The organism is Mitsuaria sp. RG, assembly GCF_028369275.1.
Classification (GTDB): Bacteria; Pseudomonadota; Gammaproteobacteria; order Pseudomonadales; family Pseudomonadaceae; genus Aquipseudomonas; species Aquipseudomonas peradeniyensis.
In genome coordinates, this window is sequence record NZ_JAQMYQ010000014.1 from 86,846 (window position 1) to 105,513 (window position 18,668).

The following is an 18,668-nucleotide window of genomic DNA, read 5'->3' on the forward strand; positions in this document are numbered from 1 at the left end:
TTGGCGTTTATCCCGACTCTCAGGACCTCTCGAAGACGTGAACAACAATAAGCCCCTTCTCCAGCTGCGCCGCCTGGCGCTTGCCCTGGCGGTCAGCGCCGCCGCTGGCAACAGCTACGCCGATACCATCCAGATCCAGGCCCAGCCGCTGGCGGGCGCGCTCAAGCAGCTTGGCCAGCAGACCAACCTGCAACTGTTCTTCAGCCCCGAGCTGGTGGACGGCAAGCAGGCCCCGGCGGTGTCCGGCAACCTGGCGCCGGAGCAGGCCCTGCAGCAACTGCTGCAAGGCAGCGGGCTGACCTTCGAGCAGTCCGCGGACACCGTGGTGGTCAAGCCGGCCCAGGCCGCCGGCAGCCTGACCAGCGGCAGCCTGGAGCTGGCGCCCACCGATGTGAAAGTGGTCGGTGACTGGCTGGGCGACGCCCAGCAGAGCGTGGTGCAGAACCATCCTGGCGCGCGCACCGTGGTGCGCCGCGAAGCGATGGTGGAGAAGGGCACGATGAACGTGCGCGACGCCCTGCGCGGCATTCCGGGCGTGCAGGTGCAGGACTCCAACGGCACCGGCGGCAGCGACCTGTCGCTGAACGTCGGCGTGCGCGGCCTTACCTCGCGCCTGTCGCCGCGTTCGACCGTGCTGATCGACGGCATCCCGGCGGCCTTCGCCCCTTACGGCCAGCCGCAGCTGTCGATGGCGCCGATCTCCTCGGGCAACCTCGACAGCATCGATGTGGTACGCGGCGCCGGTTCCGTGCGCTACGGACCGCAGAACGTCGGCGGGGTGATCAACTTCGTGACCCGGGCGATTCCCGAGAAGGCGACCGGCGAGTTGTCCACCACCCTGGAGACTTCCCGCCATGGCGGCTGGAAACATACCGAATCGGCCTTCGTCGGTGGCACCGCCGATAACGGCATGGGCGTGGCGCTGCTGTACACCGGCGTAAACGGTGACGGCTACCGCAGCAGCAACAACGACAACGATATCGACGACGTGATGCTCAAGACCCACTGGGCACCGACCGATGTCGACGAGTTCTGGCTCAACTTCCACTACTACGACGGCCGTGCCGACATGCCTGGCGGGCTGACCCAGGCCCAGTACGATCACGACCCCTACCAGTCGGTGCGCGACTACGACTACTTCAGTGGCCGGCGCAAGGACGTGTCGTTCAAGTGGCTGCGCCAGATCGACGACGCCACCCAGTTCGAGGTGCTGACCTACTACACCGACAGCTTCCGTGGCAGCGCCATCGCCGCGCGCGACATGAAGACCCTGTCGTCGTACCCGCGCAACTACCACACCTTCGCCATCGAGCCACGCCTGTCGCGGATCTTCTTCGTCGGCCCGACCACCCAGGAAGTCAGCGTCGGCTATCGCTACCTGAAGGAAGCCATGCGCGAGCAATCCACGCGCCTGGCCCTGGTCGACAACGTGCCCACCGTCACCCCGACCTCCGACGGCCATGTGTTCCAGGACCGCAGCGGCGGCACCGAGGCCAGCGCCTACTACATCGACGACAAGATCGACGTCGGCAACTGGACCATCACCCCGGGCATCCGCTTCGAGCACATCAACACCGACTGGCGCGACCGCCCGGTGCTGGACGCCAACTACCGCCCGGTGGCGGAGAAGAACCGCAGCATCACCAGCAACGAACCGCTGCCGGCGCTGAGCGTGATGTATCACATGTCCGATGCCTGGAAGCTGTTCGCCAACTACGAGACGTCCTTCGGCAGCCTGCAGTATTTCCAGCTGGGCCAGGGCGGAACCGGCAACAACACGGCCAATGGCCTGGAGCCGGAGAAAGCCAAGACCTATGAAGTGGGTACGCGCTATGACAACGGCGGTTTTGCCGGTGAGCTGACCGCGTTCTACATCGACTTCGACGACGAGCTGCAGTACATCAGCAACGACATCGGCTGGACCAACCTGGGGGCGACCAAGCACCAGGGCATCGAGGCCTCGGTGCGCTATGACCTGGCCGGACTCGATCCGCGCCTGGAAGGCCTGTCGGTCAATGGTGGCTACACCTACACCCGCGCTACCTATGAAGGGGAGATTCCCGGCTTCAAGGGTCGCGACCTGCCGTTCTACTCGCGCCAGGTAGCCACTGCCGGGCTGCGTTACGCCGTCAACCGCTGGACCTGGAACCTGGATGCCTACGCCCAATCCAAGCAGCGCGCGCCGGGGACCGGGATCAATGCCAACGGCAGCTTCAACGGTGACTACATTACCGAGCCGAGTGCCGACGGGCAGTATGGCGATATCCCGGGGTACGTGACCTGGCATGCCCGTGGCGGCTATGACTTCGGGCCGCAGCTGTCGAACCTGAAGCTGGCGGCGGGGGTGAAGAACCTCTTCGACAAGCAGTACTTCACCCGTTCCAGCGATAACAATGCCGGGATCTATGTGGGTGAGCCGCGCACGTTCTATGTGCAGGCCAGTGTAGGATTCTGAATGGGACCGCTTTGCGGTCCTTTCGCGGCACAAGGCCGCTCCTACAATGGAATGCGGTCCCCTGTAGGAGCGGCCTTGTGTCGCGAAAGGGGCGCAAAGCGCCCCCGGCTTTCTATCAGGAGGCCACTGCCTCGGCAGGCGACACGATACTGGTCTTGCCGCCCCGCGACCTGCCCGAGCTCAGGTACGCCGCAATCGACTCCTGCGTCACCTCCCCCAAAAACATCCCTTCGGCATCCAGCACCGGCAACCATGCCCGGTTGAACTCGTACATCCGCGACAGCAGGATGCGCAAGTGCTCGTCATGGGCCGCGGTGGCATTGAACGTCCGCAGGAAATCCCCGCACGTCCCCTGCTGGCGGTGCATGTCGCGCCTGCGCACATAACCCAGCGCCTTGTTCTGCCCATCGGTGACCACCACGTAGCGGCGGTCATGCTCGTCCAGCAGTTCCAGCGCGTCGCTCACCGCTGTTTCCGGGCTCACCGATGGCGCGTTGTCCGCGGCATCCTCGGCGCGGACCAGCAGCAGGCGCTTGAGCGTGCTGTCCTGGCCGACGAAGTTGCTGACGAAATCGTCCACCGGATGGGCCAGCAAGGTGTCCGGGTGATCCAGCTGCAGCAGCCGGCCTGCGCGGAAGATGGCGATCTTGTCGCCCAGCTTGATGGCCTCGTCGATGTCGTGGCTGACCATGATCACGGTCTTGTTCAGTGCCCGCTGCATCTCGAAGAACTCGTTCTGGATCATCTCGCGGTTGATCGGGTCGACCGCGCCGAATGGCTCGTCCATCAACAGCACCGGGGCCTCGGCGGCCAGGGCGCGGATCACGCCGATGCGCTGCTGCTGGCCACCGGAGAGTTCGCGTGGGTAGCGCTGCAGGTACTGCTTGGGCTCGAGCTTGATCATGTGCATCAGCTCGCGGGCGCGGTCGTGGCAGCGCTGCTTGTCCCAGCCGAGCAGGCGCGGGACCACGGTGATGTTCTCTTCGATGGTCATGTTGGGGAACAAGCCGATCTGCTGGATCACGTAACCGATATGCCGGCGCAGGGTCACTTCGTCCAGCGCGCTGGTGTCCTCGCCATTGATGAACACCTGGCCGGCGGTCGGGGTGATCAGGCGGTTGATCATCTTCAGCGTGGTGCTCTTGCCGCAGCCCGAGGGGCCGAGGAACACGCAGATTTCCCCTTCGTTGACGGTGAGGTTGACCGCGTCGACGGCTTTGACGTCCTTGCCGTTGACGTTGAAGGTCTTGCTGAGGTTCTTCAGTTCGATCATGGGCGCAGTCCTTCCGGAGTCAGGGCACGTTGCAGGGTTTGCAGGAGCAGGTCAGCGATGATCGCCAGCAGGCTGACCAGCACGGCGCCGACCAGCAGCATCGACATGTCGCTGCGGCTGATGGCGGTGAGGATGAGCACGCCCAGGCCGCCGGCGCCGATGGTCGCGGCGATGGTCATCACGCCGATGTTCATCACCACGGCAGTGCGCACGCCGGCGAGGATCACCGGCACGGCGATGGGCAACTCGACCATGCGCAGGCGCTGGCCGAAGGTCATGCCGATGCCGCGTGCGGCCTCGCGGATGCCCGGTTCGACGTTGGTCAGGGCCAGGTAGGTGTTGCGCAGGATCGGCAGCAGTGAATAAAGGAACACGGCGGTGATCGCCGGCAGCGGTCCCAGGCCCTGGCCGAACTTCGAATAGAACGGCAGCAGCAGGCCGAACAGGGCAATCGAGGGGATGGTCAGCAACACCGTGGCGCTGGCCTGCAGGGGGCCGGCGAACACCGGGAAGCGGGTCATCAGGATGCCCAGCGGCACGCCGACGATGATGGCCAGGCTCACCGCGATGCCGACCAGCATGATGTGCTGCCAGGTCAGTTGCAGGACCTGCGCCCAGTCGAGGTGGGCAAAGGTGTCGAGCAGGTTCATGGTTGTACCTCGCCGAGTGAATGCTCACGCAGGAATGCCGCGGCGACCACGGTCGGGCTCTGATGCTCGACATCGACCTGGGCGTTGAGCTTGCGCATGGTCTGGTCGTCGAGCTGATTGGCCAGCGGCTCGAGCAGGGTGGCCAGTTGCGGGTGGGCGTCGAGCACTGCCTTGCGCAGCACGGGCGCTGCGGTGTAGTCGGGGAAATAGTGCTTGTCGTCTTCCAGCAGCTTGAGGTCGAAGGCGTCCAGGCGCCCGTCGGTGGTGTAGACCAGGCCGGCGAACACCTGGTTGTTGCGCATCGCCGTGTAGACCAGGCCGCCATCCATCTGGCGGATGTTGCGCCGGTCCAGGGGCAGCCCGTACATCTCGCGCAGGCCGACCAGGCCATCGGGGCGGTTGGCGAACTCGGTGTCCAGCGCCACCAGGTGGTTGCGGCCGGGCTCGTTACGCAGCACCTGGTTTAGATCGCTGATGGTGTTGACCTGCGGATAGGCTGCGGCAACCTGCCTGGGCAGCCCCAGGGCGTAGGTGTTGCTGAATTTCGACGGAGTCAGCCAGACCAGTCCTTTTTCTGCGTCGAGTTTTTTGACCCGGGCGTAGGTGGCTTCGGCGCTGGGCATGCGTTCGTCGATATGGTTGTAGGACACCAGTGAGACCCCGGTGTATTCCCACATCAGGTCAAGCTGCCCGGTTTCCTGGGCCTGGCGGGCGATGTTGCTGCCAAGACCGGCGGTCACCCGCACGTCGAAGCCGTTGGCGCGCAGGTACTGGGCGGTGATTTCGGCGAGCACGGTCTGTTCGGTGAACACCCGTGCGCCGATGCGGATCAGCGGTTTTTCCGCTGCCTGGGCAAAGCCTGCGCATAGCAGGGCCGCGCCCAGCAACAGGGCGATTGTTTTCTTCATGGTTTCCCTCTTGTTATCGGGCCAGGCCACGTTCCAGCCAGCGTTTGCTGGAGAAACTCACCAGCGCGTCGAGCGCCAGGGCCAGCAGCGCGGTACACGCGGCACCCAGCAACAGCTGCGGCTGGTTGTTCAGGGCGATGCCGGGGAAGATCAGGCTGCCCAGGCTGTTGGCGCCGATCAAAAACGCCAGCGGCGCGGTACCGACGTTCAGCGCCAGGGCCACGCGGACTCCGCCGACGATGATCGGCACGGCATTGGGCAGTTCCACCTGCCACAGCTGCTGGCGCGGGGTCATGCCGATGCCGGTGGCGGCTTCCTTGAGCGAGGCGGGGACGTTTTTCAGGCCCTCGTAGGTATTGCGCACGATGGGCAGCAGGGAGGCGAGGAACAGCGCGAAGATCGCAGGACCCGCGCCGATGCCCAGGATACTCAGGGCGATGGCCAGGACGGCCAGGGGAGGAATGGTGTTGCCAACGTTGAAAAACTGCATGAAGCGCTCGGCCTTGTCGACCCGGTGCGGTCGACTCAGGGCAATGCCGGCGGGGATGCCCACGGCCAGCGCCGCCGCCATCGAAGCCAGCACCAAGACCAGGTGCGCTTGCAGGTAGAACCCAAGATCGTCGCGGTAGCGGTCGATCGTGTCGATGCCGATCCAGTGGACCAGCAGGGCCAGGATGACGAGCACGGCGGCCCATCCCAACAGCCCTTTTCCGTAGCGTGCAGCCACAGGCGGACTCCTTTTTTATAGTCGGCGATCACACCCCCGTGTGGCCGGCCATTCCTGGCGGCGGGCAGCGTGGTCGCGAGCAGCAGCCCGATGCGCGGCATCAGGCCATGAGCCGAACCCCGTCGGGCTCGTGAAGCAGGTGAAACCAGCCCTGAACCGAAGCGGGTTGCAGGGGAGTGGACGTCTCCGTGGAGGGAAAGGTTCCCATCTGGGGCGGCATTTGGCCAGTGCTAATCACTGGCATTTAGGAAATTTCACGCGAAAATCAAGCGTGAATATTACGTTGAGACGTTGAAGTACCTGCTATCGAGGCATCTTGCAGATGTTCAGAATTTCTTCTCGAATAATCTCGATATGCGCTTGAGGGGATATTCCCTTGGAGGTATTTTGATGGGGTGGTCTATTGGAATGTGCCGGGAGTTCAATGCCGAGCTAGAGGTGTTGACCGAGGTGGTACAGGATGAATTGCTGGCGCAGCTTCATCTGCTCAAGCATTTTGGCCCCGCATTGGGGCGTCCACATGTGGACACGCTGAAGGGCTCGCGGCATTCGAATATGAAAGAGTTGAGGTTCAACGCAGATGGTGGTGTATGGCGGGTCGCATTCGCTTTCGATCGTTCGCGCTCTGCGTTGTTGCTCGTTGCGGGGGACAAGGCTGGCATCAATGAGCGTAGATTTTATGGAAGCCTGATTACCCGTGCCGATGAACGGTTTGATCGACATTTGTCCAGAGGTTGAGAAATGTACAAGACGCTTGAAGACGTAATGAACGAGCTGACGCCTGAGCGCAGGGCCAGAATCGAGGAGCGTGGTCGCGAACTGATTCGTGAGGAAATGACGCTTCAGGCCTTGCGTAAACAGCTCGAGATCACCCAGGAAAGCATGGCCGAGCGCCTCGACGTTCGTCAGGGCAATGTTTCCAGGTTCGAGAACCGTAGCGATATGTTGATCTCTACGTTGCGTGACTATCTGGAAGCCATGGGGGGAAGACTGGAGCTGGTCGCTCATCTGCCTGGCCGCGCTCCTATAACCATCGAGGGGCTTGCCGGCGATTCGCTTGTCGATGGTTAACCGATGCGGCAGGGGCGAGTTGGGTCGAACCGTTGGGGCTTGTTTTGGCCTGACGCCCGACTTCAGGTATGATATCGCCCCTTTTTGAATCCCCAGTCAGGCGATTTCCCATGACCAACCAGGCCGCCGAAGTCGCGAAGCGCCGCACTTTCGCAATCATTTCCCACCCCGACGCCGGTAAGACCACCATCACCGAGAAGCTCCTGCTGATGGGCAAGGCGATCGCCGTCGCGGGCACCGTGAAGTCGCGCAAGTCCGACCGCCACGCCACCTCCGACTGGATGGAAATGGAGAAGCAGCGCGGTATCTCCATCACCACCTCGGTGATGCAGTTCCCCTACCGCGAGCACATGATCAACCTGCTCGACACCCCCGGCCACGAGGACTTCTCGGAAGATACCTACCGCACCCTGACCGCGGTGGACTCGGCGCTGATGGTGCTCGACGGCGGTAAGGGTGTAGAGCCGCGTACCATCGCCCTGATGGACGTCTGCCGCCTGCGCGACACGCCCATCGTCAGCTTCATCAACAAACTCGACCGTGACATCCGCGACCCGATCGAACTGCTCGACGAGATCGAGGCGGTGCTGAAGATCAAGGCCGCGCCGATCACCTGGCCGATTGGTTGCTACCGCGACTTCAAGGGCGTGTACCACCTGGCCGGCGACTACATCATTGTCTACACCCCGGGCCACGGCCATGAGCGTACCGAGGCGAAGATCATCGAGAAGCTCGACTCCGATGAAGCCCGTGCGCACCTGGGTGACGAGTACGATCGCTTCCTCGAGCAGCTGGAGCTGGTACAGGGTGCCTGCCATGAGTTCGATCAGGACGAGTTCATCAATGGCCAACTGACGCCGGTGTTCTTTGGTACCGCACTGGGCAACTTCGGAGTCGACCATGTGCTCGACGCCGTTGTCGACTGGGCGCCGCGCCCACTGGCCCGTGTCGCCCACGAGCGTACCGTGGAGCCGGTGGAAGAGAAGTTCTCAGGCTTCGTGTTCAAGATCCAGGCGAACATGGACCCGAAACACCGCGACCGTATCGCCTTCATGCGCATCTGCTCGGGCAAGTACGAGAAGGGCATGAAAATGCGTCACGTGCGGACCGGCAAGGACGTGCGCATCGGTGACGCGCTGACCTTCTTCTCCTCCGAGCGCGAGCAACTGGAAGAAGCCTATGCCGGCGATATCATCGGCCTGCACAACCACGGCACCATCCAGATTGGCGACACCTTCACCGAAGGCGAGGCGCTGGGCTTCACCGGTATCCCGCACTTCGCCCCGGAGCTGTTCCGCCGCGTGCGCCTGAAGGACCCGCTGAAATCCAAGCAACTGCGCCAGGGCCTGCAGCAGCTGGCCGAAGAGGGCGCGACCCAGGTGTTCTTCCCCGAGCGCAGCAACGACATCATCCTCGGCGCGGTCGGCGTGCTGCAGTTCGACGTGGTCGCCAGCCGCCTGAAGGAAGAATACAAGGTCGAGTGCGCCTACGAGCCGATCACCGTCTGGTCGGCGCGCTGGATCAGCTGCGACGACAAGAAGAAGCTCGAGGAATTCCAGAACAAGGCCGTGGAGAACCTGGCCATCGACGGTGGCGGTCACCTGACCTACCTGGCCCCGACCCGGGTCAACCTGTCGCTGATGGAAGAGCGCTGGCCGGATATCAAGTTCCGCGCGACCCGCGAGCATCATTGATTCCGCAGGTCTGCACTTGACCCTGTAGGAGCGGCCTTGTGCCGCGAAAGGGCCGCAAAGCGGCCCCAGAGATCTTTGCCTAACACTGAACCCTGGGGCCGCTACGCGGCCCTTTCGCGGCACAAGGCCGCTCCTACAGGGGGCGCGTAATGCCTGCAATCAATTCCCGGCCTTGATACTGGTCCAGATGCGTGTGCGAATGCGGTCGATCTTCGCCGGCATCGCCTCCAGCGCATACAGCTTGCCCATCACATCCGCGCTCGGGTAGATCATCGTGTTGCCCTTCATCGCCGGGTCCACCAGCGTGTCAGCCTGCTGGTTGCCATTGGCGTACTGCACGAAGTTGCTGATGTTCGCCATCACCTGCGGCTGCAACAGATAGTTCATGTACGCGTACCCGGCCTTCTCGTTGGGCGCATCGGCCGGCATGGCGACCATGTCGAACCACATCGGCGCGCCTTCCTTCGGGATCGAGTAGCCCACCTTCACCCCATTCTTCGCCTCCTCGGCACGGTTCTTCGCCTGCAGCACGTCGCCCGAGAAACCCACCACCAGGCACACGTCGCCATTGGCCAGGTCGCCGGTGTACTTCGAGGAGTGGAAGTAGCTGATGTACGGGCGCACTTTCATCAGCAGTGCCTTGGCCTTGTCGTAGTCCGCCGGGTTCTGGCTGTGGTGCGGCAAACCCAGGTAGTGCAGGGCGATCGGCAGCAGCTCGGGGCCATTGTCCAGCACCGCCACGCCGCAGCTCTTGAGCTTGGAAAGATATTCGGGCTTGAAGAAAAGGTCCCACGAATCGGTGGGGGCACTGTCGCCGAGCACCGCCTTGACCTTGTCGATGTTGTAGCCGATCCCGGTGCTGCCCCACAGGTAAGGGAAGCCGTACTGGTTGCCAGGGTCGTTCACCTCCAGGGCCTTGAGCAGCACCGGGTTGAGGTTCTTCCAGTTCGGCAGCTGCGACTTGTCCAGTTTTTTCAGGGCCTTGCCCTGGATCTGCCGGGCCATGAAGTGGTTGGAGGGGAACACCACGTCGTAGCCGGAGTTGCCGGTCATCAGTTTGCCGTCGAGGGTCTCGTTGCTGTCGAACACATCGTAGGTGGGCACGATGCCGGTGGCTTGCTGGAAGCTCTTCAGGGTGTCCGGGGCGATGTAGCTCGACCAGTTGTAGATCTTCACCGAGTCGGCGGCGCCAGCCACGCCTGCGGCCAGCATCAGGGGAGCGATAAGGAGCGTGCGCATGTCGGGGTTACCTTGCTTTGTCTGTTGTTATCGAAGGCAGGCGATCAGCGGATCAGAAAATCAGTACGTAGGTTTTGCGCACGGTCTCCTGGATATCCCAGGTGCCGAGGCTGTTGGCCGGTAGCATCAGGGCGTCTCCAGCTTCTATGAATAGTGGCTCGCCACCGTCCGGGGTGAAGGTGCAGCGGCCCTTGAGGAAGTGGCAGAACTCCTGCTGCACGATCTGCCGCCGCCAGCGCCCCGGGGTGCACTCCCAGATTCCGGTCTCGACGCCGTCACTGCGTTCGACGCAAGTGACCGAGGTGACCGCGACCGGCTCGCCGAGGGGCACGGCGACCGGGGTGGAGCTGTCCAGGATGGCGCTGTCGGTGTGCTTGAACTGGGTGATGCTCATGACCGGTGGATCCTGTGTGGTGATGAAGGGAAGTCAGTGCATGAAACCTTCCATGAAGTCGGCCAAACCGCTGGCCAGGCGCCGCCGCCAGGGGGCGCTGGCCGGGTTGGCGAGGGTCCGGTCCTCGTGGACGAAACTCTGGATGATTGCGTTGTAGCCCAGCCAGCGGCAGGGCTCCGGTGGCCAGCTGGCCAGGCTCGACAACGGGCGGTTGTCGTGCACCCAGGGCTGGGCCGTGAGTTCGTTGTGTTGGCCGAGGATCAGCGCGGCCAGGGTGCGCCCGCCCAGGTTGGTGGCGCCGACGCCTTCGCCGCCGTAGCCACCGGACAAGGCGATGCCGCGCTGGCGGTCACACAGCATGTGTGGGCGAAAGCGCCGGGCCATGCCCAGGTTGCCGCCCCAGGAGTGGGTGATGCGCACATGCTTGAGCTGCGGGAACAGTTCGCCGAACAGGTAGCGGCGCAGTTCGACCTCGTTGTCGGTGAGGGTGAAGTCTTCGCGCAGGCGACCGCCGAAGCGGTAGCCGCCGCGGGCGCCGAACACCAGGCGGTTGTCGGCGCTGCGCTGGCCGTAGGTGACCTGGCGGCTGTTTTCGCTGAAGGCCTGGCCCTGGCTCAGGCCGATCTGTTCCCAGGTCGACTCGGGCAGCGGCTCGGTGGCCACGAGCAGGCTCTGCACCGGCAACTGGTGCCGCCCGAGCGGTGGCAGACTGGCGGCGTAGCCTTCGACGGCCGGCACCACCCAGTGGCTGTGGATTCGCGCCAGCGGCGTGCGCACCTCGCCAGTCTGCCAGTCGATGGCCGGGGTGTTCTCGTAGATCGGCACGCCCATGGCCTCGACCGTCCGCGCCAGGCCGCGCACCAATCTGGCCGGTTGGATCGTGGCGACATGTGGGCTGTAGAGCGCGCCGTAGGGGTTGCTCACCTTCAACTGGGCATCCAGCTGTTCGGGGCGCAGCCAGCGGTAGTCGTCTTCGTTCATGCCCTGGCGGTAGAGGTCATCGAGCCAGGCGCGCAGGCTGCGCTCCTGTTCCGGGTAGCGGGCGGCGCAGTACAGCACGCCGCCCTTGCGGTAGTCGCAGGCGATACCTTCGCGCAGCAGCACGTCGTGGACTTCGTCGGGGATGCCGTGCAACAGGTCGATGCTTTCACGCCGCTGTTGCGGCGAGAGCGTGGCAAGCAGGCGGTCCTCGCCCAGCAGGTTGCCCATCAGCCAGCCGCCGTTGCGCCCGGAGGCGCCGAAGCCGGCGATATTGGCTTCGATCACGGCGATGTTCAGCTGAGGTGCCTGGCGCTTGAGGTAGTAGGCGGTCCACAGGCCGGTGTAGCCGGCGCCGATGATGCACACATCGAGGTCCAGGTCCTGGCGCAGTGCGGGGCGTGCGCACAGGGGCTCGTCGAGCTGGTCCATCCACAGGCTGATCGTGCGCAGGGGTTGCATCGGGTCGGGCTCCACATCCGCTGGGGTCTGTGGGCGATCCTAGTGAAGCGCGGGCGGGGCTGTCTTACGTGCGTGCACGCAGGGAAATTTGCTTCAGATACGCCTTGGGCGACAGCCCGGTATGCTCGCGAAAGCACTTGTAAAAGGCCGACAGCGAGTTGAAGCCGGCATTGAACGCCAGTTCGTCGATGGGCGTGCGTGCACTGGCGTCGGCGAGGCTGGCCATCAGGTGTTGCAGGCGCGCCTGGTTGACGTAGCGGTAGAAGCTCTGGCCGAGCACCTGGTTGAGCAGGTAGGAGATCTGGTTGCGGCTGTAGCCGCTTGCGTCGGCGACCTGCTGCAGGTCGAGTTCCGGGTCGAGATAGGGGCGTTGGGCCTGGAAGTAGTGCTCCAGGTCCTGGGCCATGGTCGACAGCTGGCGCGGTGACAGGCCCAGGCGGCTGGTGGCCGGACGCGGGCCGCCCGGCAGGCTGGCGTTGCCGCCCTGGCGTACCAGGGTGGCGTATTCGTTGACCCGCCAGATCAACCCGTCCCTGACCGTGATCGCCTCGCTGGACTGGAACGCCACCAATCCCTCGCCACCCTGGACCGTGACCTGGTACTGGATGAACGCGGTGCAGCCGTCGACGCGGATACGGTCGCTGTGGACGATGTCCTCGCCGGCTTCATGGGGCAGGCAGGCGCGCACGTAGTCGCGCAGCTCGTCGAAGCCGAGCACGCGGTTCTGGAAGAAGTCGTGGTACTGGACATGTGGGTGGTAGAGCGCCATCACCCCGTCCAGGTCGCGATGCTTCCAGCACAGGTGGTAGCGCATGACGGTGTCGGCGGTGAGCGGGGTCTGCCCGGGGCCGTCGGGGAGGGGAGTGGCGGTCATGGGCTCGATAGTGCATTGCAGAAAACCCAGGCGCAAGGGCATGGATCCGGCATTTTGCACGGTTTCTGCAAGCGGTTACCGGCTAAGGCTTTGATTCATATGCGTGTAATTTTTTGATACAGCTGGCATGCAGGGTGCACCTCTTTTGTTCAACACCGAACGAGGAGAACGGCCATGCGCTCGATACTGCTGTGGATGATTGGGGTGCCGATTCCGGTGATCATCCTGATCTGGTTCTTTATGCATTGAGAGCCCAGGGGCCGCCTTGCGGCCCTTTCGCGGCACAAGGCCGCTCCTACAGGGGGTTGCGTTCACCTGTAGGAGCGGCCTTGTGCCGCGAAAGGGCTGCGAAGCAGCCCCAGCTATCTACAGGAACTGCTCGGCATAGTGGCAAGCCACCTGCCGCGTACTCACCTGTCGCAACGCCGGCACTTCCTTGGCACAACGCTCTGTGGCATACGGGCAACGCTTGTGGAACGCGCAGCCATCCGGCGGATTCAACGGGTTGGGCAGTTCACCGGCAATGCGGATCTTCGGCTTTAGCGGATCCGGATGGATCGCCGGGGTCGCCGACAACAGCGCCTGGGTGTACGGGTGCAGCGGCTTCTCGTAGATATCCTCCTTCGGCCCCATCTCCGCCGGCCGCCCGAGGTACATCACCAGCACCTGGTCCGCCACATGGCGCACCACCGCCAGGTTGTGGGAGATGAACACGTAGGCGGTGTTGAACTCCTTCTGCAGGTCCATGAACAGGTTCAGCACCTGGGCCTGGATCGACACGTCGAGGGCCGAGGTCGGCTCGTCGGCCACCAGCACCTTGGGTTGCAGCATCATCGCCCGGGCCAGGGCGATGCGCTGGCGCTGGCCGCCGGAGAACATGTGTGGATAGCGCTGATAGTGCTCGGGGCGCAGGCCCACCTGCTCCATCATCTTCTGCACTTTCTCGCGGCGCTCGGTCTTGCTCAGCGAGGTGTTGATCAGCAGTGGCTCGGCGAGCTGGTCGCCGATCTTCTGCCGCGGGTTGAGCGAGGCGTAGGGGCTCTGGAACACCATCTGCACGTCGCGGCGCAGTTGCTTGCGCTGGTCCTTGCTGGCGCCCTTGACCTCGTGGCCGGCGATCTGCAGCGAGCCGGAGGAGGGTTCCTCGATCAGGGTCAGGGCTCGGGCCAGGGTCGATTTGCCGCAGCCGGACTCGCCGACCACGGCCAGGGTCTTGCCGGCCTCCAGTTCGAACGACACACCATTGAGCGCGCGGACCAGCGCATGGCCCTTGAACATGCCGCGGGAGACTTCGTAGTGGCGGGTCAGCTCACGAGCGGAAAGAACGACGGCCATCACGCCACCTCCTGGTTCAGCGGATAGAAGCAACGCACCAGGCTGTGGGCCTGGGGATCGAGGGCCGGGCGCTGCCGGCGGCAGTTTTCCTGCACATAGGGGCAGCGCGGCGACAGCAGGCAACCCTGCGGGCGGTCATAGCGGCCGGGGACGATGCCGGGCAGGGTGGCCAGGCGCTCGGCGCCGATGCTGTGCTCGGGGATGGCCGCCAGCAGCGCTTCGCTGTACGGGTGGGCGGGGATGTCGAACAGCTCCGGCACCTGGCCGACCTCGACGGCCTGGCCCGCGTACATCACGCACACGCGCTTGGCGGTCTCGGCGACCACGGCCAGGTCGTGGGTGATGAGAATGAGCGCCATGTTGCGCTCTTTCTGCAGGTTGACCAGCAGCTCCATGATCTGCGCCTGGATGGTCACGTCCAGGGCCGTGGTCGGCTCGTCGGCGATCAGCAGCTTCGGTTCGCCGGCGATGGCCATGGCGATTGCCACGCGCTGGCTCATGCCGCCGGACAGCTGGTGCGGGTAGGCGTCCAGGCGGCTTTCGGCGGCTGGGATCTCGACCTTCTTCAGCAGTTCCAGGGCACGCTGGCGCGCGGCCTTGCCTTTCAGGCCGAGGTGCTGACGCAGTACTTCCTCGATCTGGTAGCCCACGGTGTAGCTGGGGTTGAGCGCGGTCATCGGGTCCTGGAAGACCATGGCGATGTCCTTGCCCACCACCTTGCGGCGCTGGCGGCCGCTGAGCTTGAGCATGTCGATGCCGTCGAAGTTGAGTACGTCGGCGGTGATGCGCCCGGGGGCGTCGATCAGGCCCATCAGGGCCATCATGGTGACGGACTTGCCGGAGCCGGACTCGCCGACGATGGCGAGGATCTCGCCGGCGTCCACGCTCAGCTCGAGGCCGTCCACCACGGGCACGGCATTGGCGTCGCCGAAGCGCACGTTCAGGTTGTTGATCTGCAACAGTGACATGGCGTTCTCCTCAGGCGGCGTTCTTGAGTTTCGGGTCCAGCGCGTCGCGCAGGCCGTCGCCCATCAGGTTGATTGCCAGCACACTGAGCAGGATCGTCAGGCCGGGCAGGCTCACCACCCACCAGGCGCGCTCGATGTAGTCGCGGGCCGAGGCCAGCATGGTGCCCCACTCGGGGGTCGGCGGCTGGACGCCGAGGCCAAGGAAGCCCAGGGCGGCGGCGTCGAGGATCGCCGAGGAGAAGCTCAGGGTGGCCTGGACGATCAGCGGCGCCATGCAGTTGGGCAGCACGGTGACGAACATCAGGCGTGGCAGGCCGGCGCCGGCCAGGCGCGCGGCGGTGACATAGTCGCGGTTCAGCTCGCCCATCACCGCGGCGCGGGTCAGGCGCACGTAGGAGGGCAGCGAGACGATGGCGATGGCGATCACCGTGTTGATCAGGCCTGGGCCGAGGATGGCGACGATGGCCACGGCCAGCAGCAGCGACGGCAGGGCCAGCATCACGTCCATCAGGCGCATGATCGAGGGGCCGAGGATCTGCGGGAAGAAGCCGGCCAGCAGGCCCAGCAGGATACCCGGGATCAGCGACATCACCACCGACGACAGGCCGATCAGCAGCGACAGGCGGGCGCCCTGGATCAGCCGCGAGAGCAGGTCGCGGCCCAGTTCGTCGGTGCCGAGGATGAACTGCCAGGTGCCGCCTTCGAGCCACACCGGCGGGGTGAGCAGGAAGTCGCGGTACTGCTCGCTGGGGTTGTGCGGCGCGACCCAGGGGGCGAACAGCGCGCAGAACACCACCAGGGTCATGAAGGCCAGGCCGGCCACCGCGCCCTTGTTGCGCGAGAAGGCCTGCCAGAACTCTTTGTACGGCGAGGGGTAGAGCAAACTTTGGTCAACCGCGCTGGGCGGGGTGACGGATTTCGGAATCGGGCTGGTCATGGCGGAGTCCTCAGCGCTGATGACGGATGCGTGGGTTGGCCAGGCCGTAGAGGATGTCCACGACGAAGTTGACCAGGATCACCAGGCAGGCGATCAACAGGATGCCGTTCTGGACCACGGGGTAGTCACGGGCACCGATGGCTTCGATCAGCCATTTGCCGATGCCCGGCCAGGAAAAGATGGTTTCGGTGAGCACGGCGCCCGCGAGCAGCGTGCCGACCTGCAGGCCGAACACGGTCAGCACCGGGATCAGTGCGTTGCGCAGGCCGTGGATGAACACCACGCGGGACGGCGACAGACCCTTGGCGCGGGCGGTACGGATGTAGTCCTCGCGCAGCACCTCGAGCATCGACGAACGGGTCATGCGGGCGATCACCGCCAGCGGAATGGTGCCCAGCACGATGGCCGGCAGGATCAGGTGCATCACTGCGTCCTTGAATGCGCCTTCCTCGTCGCTGAGCAGGGTGTCGATGAGCATGAAGCCGGTTTTCGGCTCGATGTCGTAGAGCAGGTCGATGCGCCCGGAGACCGGGGTCCAGCCCAGGCTTACCGAGAAGAACATGATCAGGATCAGGCCCCACCAGAAGATCGGCATCGAGTAGCCGGCCAGCGAGATACCCATCACCCCGTGGTCGAACAGCGAGCCACGCTTGAGCGCGGCGATCACCCCGGCCAGCAGGCCGATGACCCCGGCGAACAGCAGGGCGGCCATGGCCAGCTCCAGCGTTGCCGGGAACAGGGTGAGGAATTCGTTCCATACGCTTTCACGGGTGCGCAGGGATTCGCCCAGGTCGCCCTGGGCGAGCTTGCCGACATAGTCCAGGTACTGGGCCGGCAGCGGTTTGTTCAGGCCCAGGCGCTCCATGGCCTGGGCGTGCATTTCGGGGTCGACACGGCGCTCGCCCATCATCACCTCGACCGGGTCGCCGGGGATCAGGCGTATGAGCGCGAAGGTCAGCAGGGTGATACCGAAGAAGGTCGGGATCAGCAGGCCCAGGCGTCGGGCAATAAAACTCAACATTGTCAGGGGTACCTCATCAGCCGGTAACGGCGGCGCCGCCGGGGCCTCTTGCACAAGGTCCGGCGGCTGTTGTTGTTCTACTTCACCCGGGTGGTGGCGAAGTTGTTGTTGGTCAGTGGGTTGATCACATAGCCTTCGACGTTCTCGCGCATGGCGGTGAACATCTTCGGGTGGGCCATGCTGATCCACGGCTGGTCTTCATCGTACACCGCCAAAGCCTCGTTATAGAGCCTGGCGCGTTCGTCGTTGTCGATCACTTCGCGGGCACGGGTGATCAGGTCCTGGAATTTCTGGTTGCACCAACGCGCGTAGTTTTCGCCGCTCTTGACCGCATCGCAGCTGAGCATCGGCGTGAGGAAGTTGTCCGGGTCGCCGTTGTCGCCGGCCCAGCCCGCTGACACCAGGTCGGCCTCGCCCTTCTTGGCGCGACGCAGCATCTCGGCCCATTCCATCACGCGGATGTCGAGCTTGATGCCGATCTTGGCCAGGTCGGACTGGAGCATTTCGGCCGACAGGCGCGGGTTGGGGTTGGTCGGGCCGCCGCCGTTGCGGGTGAACAGGGTGATCACCGTGCCTTCCGGCACGCCGGCTTCCTTGAGCAGGGCGCGGGCCTTGTCGAGGTCGTGGGGCGGGTTCTTGTTGTCGGTGTTGTAGCCGATCATGGTCGGTGGATATGGGTTGACGCCGACCAGCGCGTTGCCCTTGCCGAACAGCTGGTCGACGTGGGTCTGGCGGTCGAAGGCCATGTCGATCGCCTTGCGCACGCGCACGTCGCTCAGGTACTTGTGCTGGGTGTTCATCGAGATATAGCCGGTGACCAGCGCCTCGATCTCGGCAACCTTGAGTTTCGGATCGGTCTTGATCCCCGGCACGTCATCAGGCTTGGGATACAGGGCGATCTGGCACTCGTTGGCGCGCAGTTTCTGCAGGCGCACGTTGCTGTCGGTGGCGATGGCGAAGATCAGCCCGTCGGCCGGCGGCTTGCCGCGGAAGTAGTCCGGGTTGGCCTTGTAGCGAACCTGGGCATCCTTGCTGTAGCGCTGGAACACGAACGGGCCGGTGCCGACCGGCTTGCTGTTGAGGTCGCCGGTCTTGCCGGCCTTGAGCAGCTGGTCGCCGTACTCGGCGGAGTAGATCGAGGTGAAGGCCATGGCCAGGTCGCGCAGGAAGGGCGCTTCCGGGCGGGTCAGGGTGATCACCACGGTGTGATCGTCGGTCTTTTCCACCGACTTGAGCAGGTCCTTGAAGGCCATGCTCTCGAAATAGGGGTAGCCGACGCTGGTCTTGTCGTGCCACGGGTGGTCTTTCTTCAACTGGCGGTTCAGGCTCCACAGCACGTCATCGGCGTTGAAGTCGCGGGTGGGCTTGAAGTAGTCGGTGGTGTGGAACTTGACGCCTTCGCGCAGGTGGAAGGTGTACACCAGCCCGTCGGGGCTGACCTCCCAGCGGGTGGCCAGGGCCGGCTGGATCTCGGTGGTGCCGGGCTTGAAGTCAACCAGGCGGTTGAAGATGGCCTCGGCCGTGGCGTCGGCGGTGACGGCGGTGGTGTACTGGACGATGTCGAAGCCTTCCGGGCTGGCTTCGGTGCACACCACCAGCGGCTTGGCCGCCAGATTCGATGCGGCGCCCAGGATGACGGCTGCCAAGGCAGCACGTAGCGGTAGCATTTTCATGGAACCTCC

Annotated in this window: 17 protein-coding genes; 4 read left to right on the plus strand and 13 right to left on the minus strand. The window is 64.3% G+C overall.

Annotated features, from left to right (window positions below):
* Nucleotides 1–37: 37 nt before the first annotated feature.
* A complete protein-coding gene (locus POF53_RS10660) occupies nt 38–2,455 on the plus strand; it encodes a TonB-dependent siderophore receptor (RefSeq protein WP_475859580.1) in 2,418 nt (805 codons plus the stop codon).
* 115 nt (nt 2,456–2,570) lie between these two features.
* On the opposite strand, the gene POF53_RS10665 is transcribed toward POF53_RS10660, so the two are convergent.
* From POF53_RS10665 to POF53_RS10680, 4 genes are read right to left on the minus strand one after another with little or no spacing between them, the layout of a single operon-like run.
* Nucleotides 2,571–3,728: an osmoprotectant ABC transporter ATP-binding protein OsmV gene (locus POF53_RS10665; protein ID WP_254464533.1), complete on the minus strand. Its 1,158-nt coding sequence runs from the start codon at nt 3,726–3,728 to the stop codon at nt 2,571–2,573.
* The gene (locus POF53_RS10670) at nt 3,725–4,378 is read right to left on the minus strand and encodes an ABC transporter permease (RefSeq protein ID WP_203650748.1); all 654 of its coding nucleotides are present in this window, start codon (nt 4,376–4,378) and stop codon (nt 3,725–3,727) included. The genes POF53_RS10665 and POF53_RS10670 overlap by 4 nt, the downstream gene beginning before the upstream one ends.
* Nucleotides 4,375–5,286 (minus strand): glycine betaine ABC transporter substrate-binding protein, encoded by a 912-nt coding sequence (locus tag POF53_RS10675; RefSeq protein WP_498967626.1) that lies wholly within the window; start codon nt 5,284–5,286, stop codon nt 4,375–4,377. Before POF53_RS10675 ends, POF53_RS10670 begins: the two co-directional genes overlap by 4 nt.
* 13 nt (nt 5,287–5,299) lie before the next feature.
* Nucleotides 5,300–6,013 carry an ABC transporter permease gene (locus POF53_RS10680; protein ID WP_046854270.1) on the minus strand — a complete coding sequence of 238 codons (714 nt, stop codon included), beginning with the start codon at nt 6,011–6,013 and terminating at the stop codon, nt 5,300–5,302.
* Between the two features lie 291 nt (nt 6,014–6,304).
* Between POF53_RS10680 and POF53_RS10685 the strand changes: the two genes are divergently transcribed.
* The 3 genes from POF53_RS10685 to POF53_RS10695 all read left to right on the plus strand — a co-directional run bounded on the left by POF53_RS10685 (nt 6,305) and on the right by POF53_RS10695 (nt 8,778).
* On the plus strand, nt 6,305–6,751 hold the full coding sequence (locus POF53_RS10685) for a type II toxin-antitoxin system RelE/ParE family toxin (protein ID WP_498967628.1): 447 nt from the start codon (nt 6,305–6,307) through the stop codon (nt 6,749–6,751).
* 3 nt (nt 6,752–6,754) lie between these two features.
* The gene (locus POF53_RS10690) at nt 6,755–7,084 is read left to right on the plus strand and encodes a helix-turn-helix domain-containing protein (protein ID WP_203650753.1); all 330 of its coding nucleotides are present in this window, start codon (nt 6,755–6,757) and stop codon (nt 7,082–7,084) included.
* Between the two features lie 110 nt (nt 7,085–7,194).
* Nucleotides 7,195–8,778, plus strand: coding sequence for a peptide chain release factor 3 (locus POF53_RS10695; RefSeq protein ID WP_234560398.1), 1,584 nt, complete (start codon nt 7,195–7,197; stop codon nt 8,776–8,778).
* 159 nt (nt 8,779–8,937) lie between these two features.
* On the opposite strand, the gene POF53_RS10700 is transcribed toward POF53_RS10695, so the two are convergent.
* The 9 genes from POF53_RS10700 to POF53_RS10740 form a co-directional block, all read right to left on the minus strand.
* Nucleotides 8,938–10,017 carry a polyamine ABC transporter substrate-binding protein gene (locus POF53_RS10700; RefSeq protein ID WP_498967631.1) on the minus strand — a complete coding sequence of 360 codons (1,080 nt, stop codon included), beginning with the start codon at nt 10,015–10,017 and terminating at the stop codon, nt 8,938–8,940.
* A gap of 52 nt (nt 10,018–10,069) precedes the next feature.
* Nucleotides 10,070–10,411 carry a cupin domain-containing protein gene (locus tag POF53_RS10705; RefSeq protein WP_203650757.1) on the minus strand — a complete coding sequence of 114 codons (342 nt, stop codon included), beginning with the start codon at nt 10,409–10,411 and terminating at the stop codon, nt 10,070–10,072.
* A 33-nt stretch (nt 10,412–10,444) separates the two neighbouring features.
* The gene (locus tag POF53_RS10710; RefSeq protein ID WP_498967633.1) at nt 10,445–11,851 is read right to left on the minus strand and encodes an NAD(P)/FAD-dependent oxidoreductase; all 1,407 of its coding nucleotides are present in this window, start codon (nt 11,849–11,851) and stop codon (nt 10,445–10,447) included.
* A gap of 64 nt (nt 11,852–11,915) precedes the next feature.
* On the minus strand, nt 11,916–12,725 hold the full coding sequence (locus POF53_RS10715; protein ID WP_232855661.1) for an AraC family transcriptional regulator: 810 nt from the start codon (nt 12,723–12,725) through the stop codon (nt 11,916–11,918).
* Nucleotides 12,726–13,091: 366 nt separating this feature from the next.
* Complete coding sequence (locus POF53_RS10720) at nt 13,092–14,060, minus strand: peptide ABC transporter ATP-binding protein (RefSeq protein WP_110735730.1); 969 nt, start codon at nt 14,058–14,060, stop codon at nt 13,092–13,094.
* Nucleotides 14,060–15,028, minus strand: coding sequence for an ABC transporter ATP-binding protein (locus tag POF53_RS10725; protein WP_028689621.1), 969 nt, complete (start codon nt 15,026–15,028; stop codon nt 14,060–14,062). The genes POF53_RS10720 and POF53_RS10725 overlap by 1 nt, the downstream gene beginning before the upstream one ends.
* 10 nt (nt 15,029–15,038) lie before the next feature.
* Entirely contained in the window at nt 15,039–15,965 is a 927-nt protein-coding gene (locus POF53_RS10730; RefSeq protein WP_096048649.1) for an ABC transporter permease subunit, read from the minus strand.
* Between the two features lie 10 nt (nt 15,966–15,975).
* Entirely contained in the window at nt 15,976–16,986 is a 1,011-nt protein-coding gene (locus POF53_RS10735) for an ABC transporter permease subunit (RefSeq protein WP_028689623.1), read from the minus strand.
* Between the two features lie 77 nt (nt 16,987–17,063).
* Nucleotides 17,064–18,659 (minus strand): ABC transporter substrate-binding protein, encoded by a 1,596-nt coding sequence (locus tag POF53_RS10740; protein WP_232855660.1) that lies wholly within the window; start codon nt 18,657–18,659, stop codon nt 17,064–17,066.
* Between the last annotated feature and the right edge of the window lie 9 nt (nt 18,660–18,668).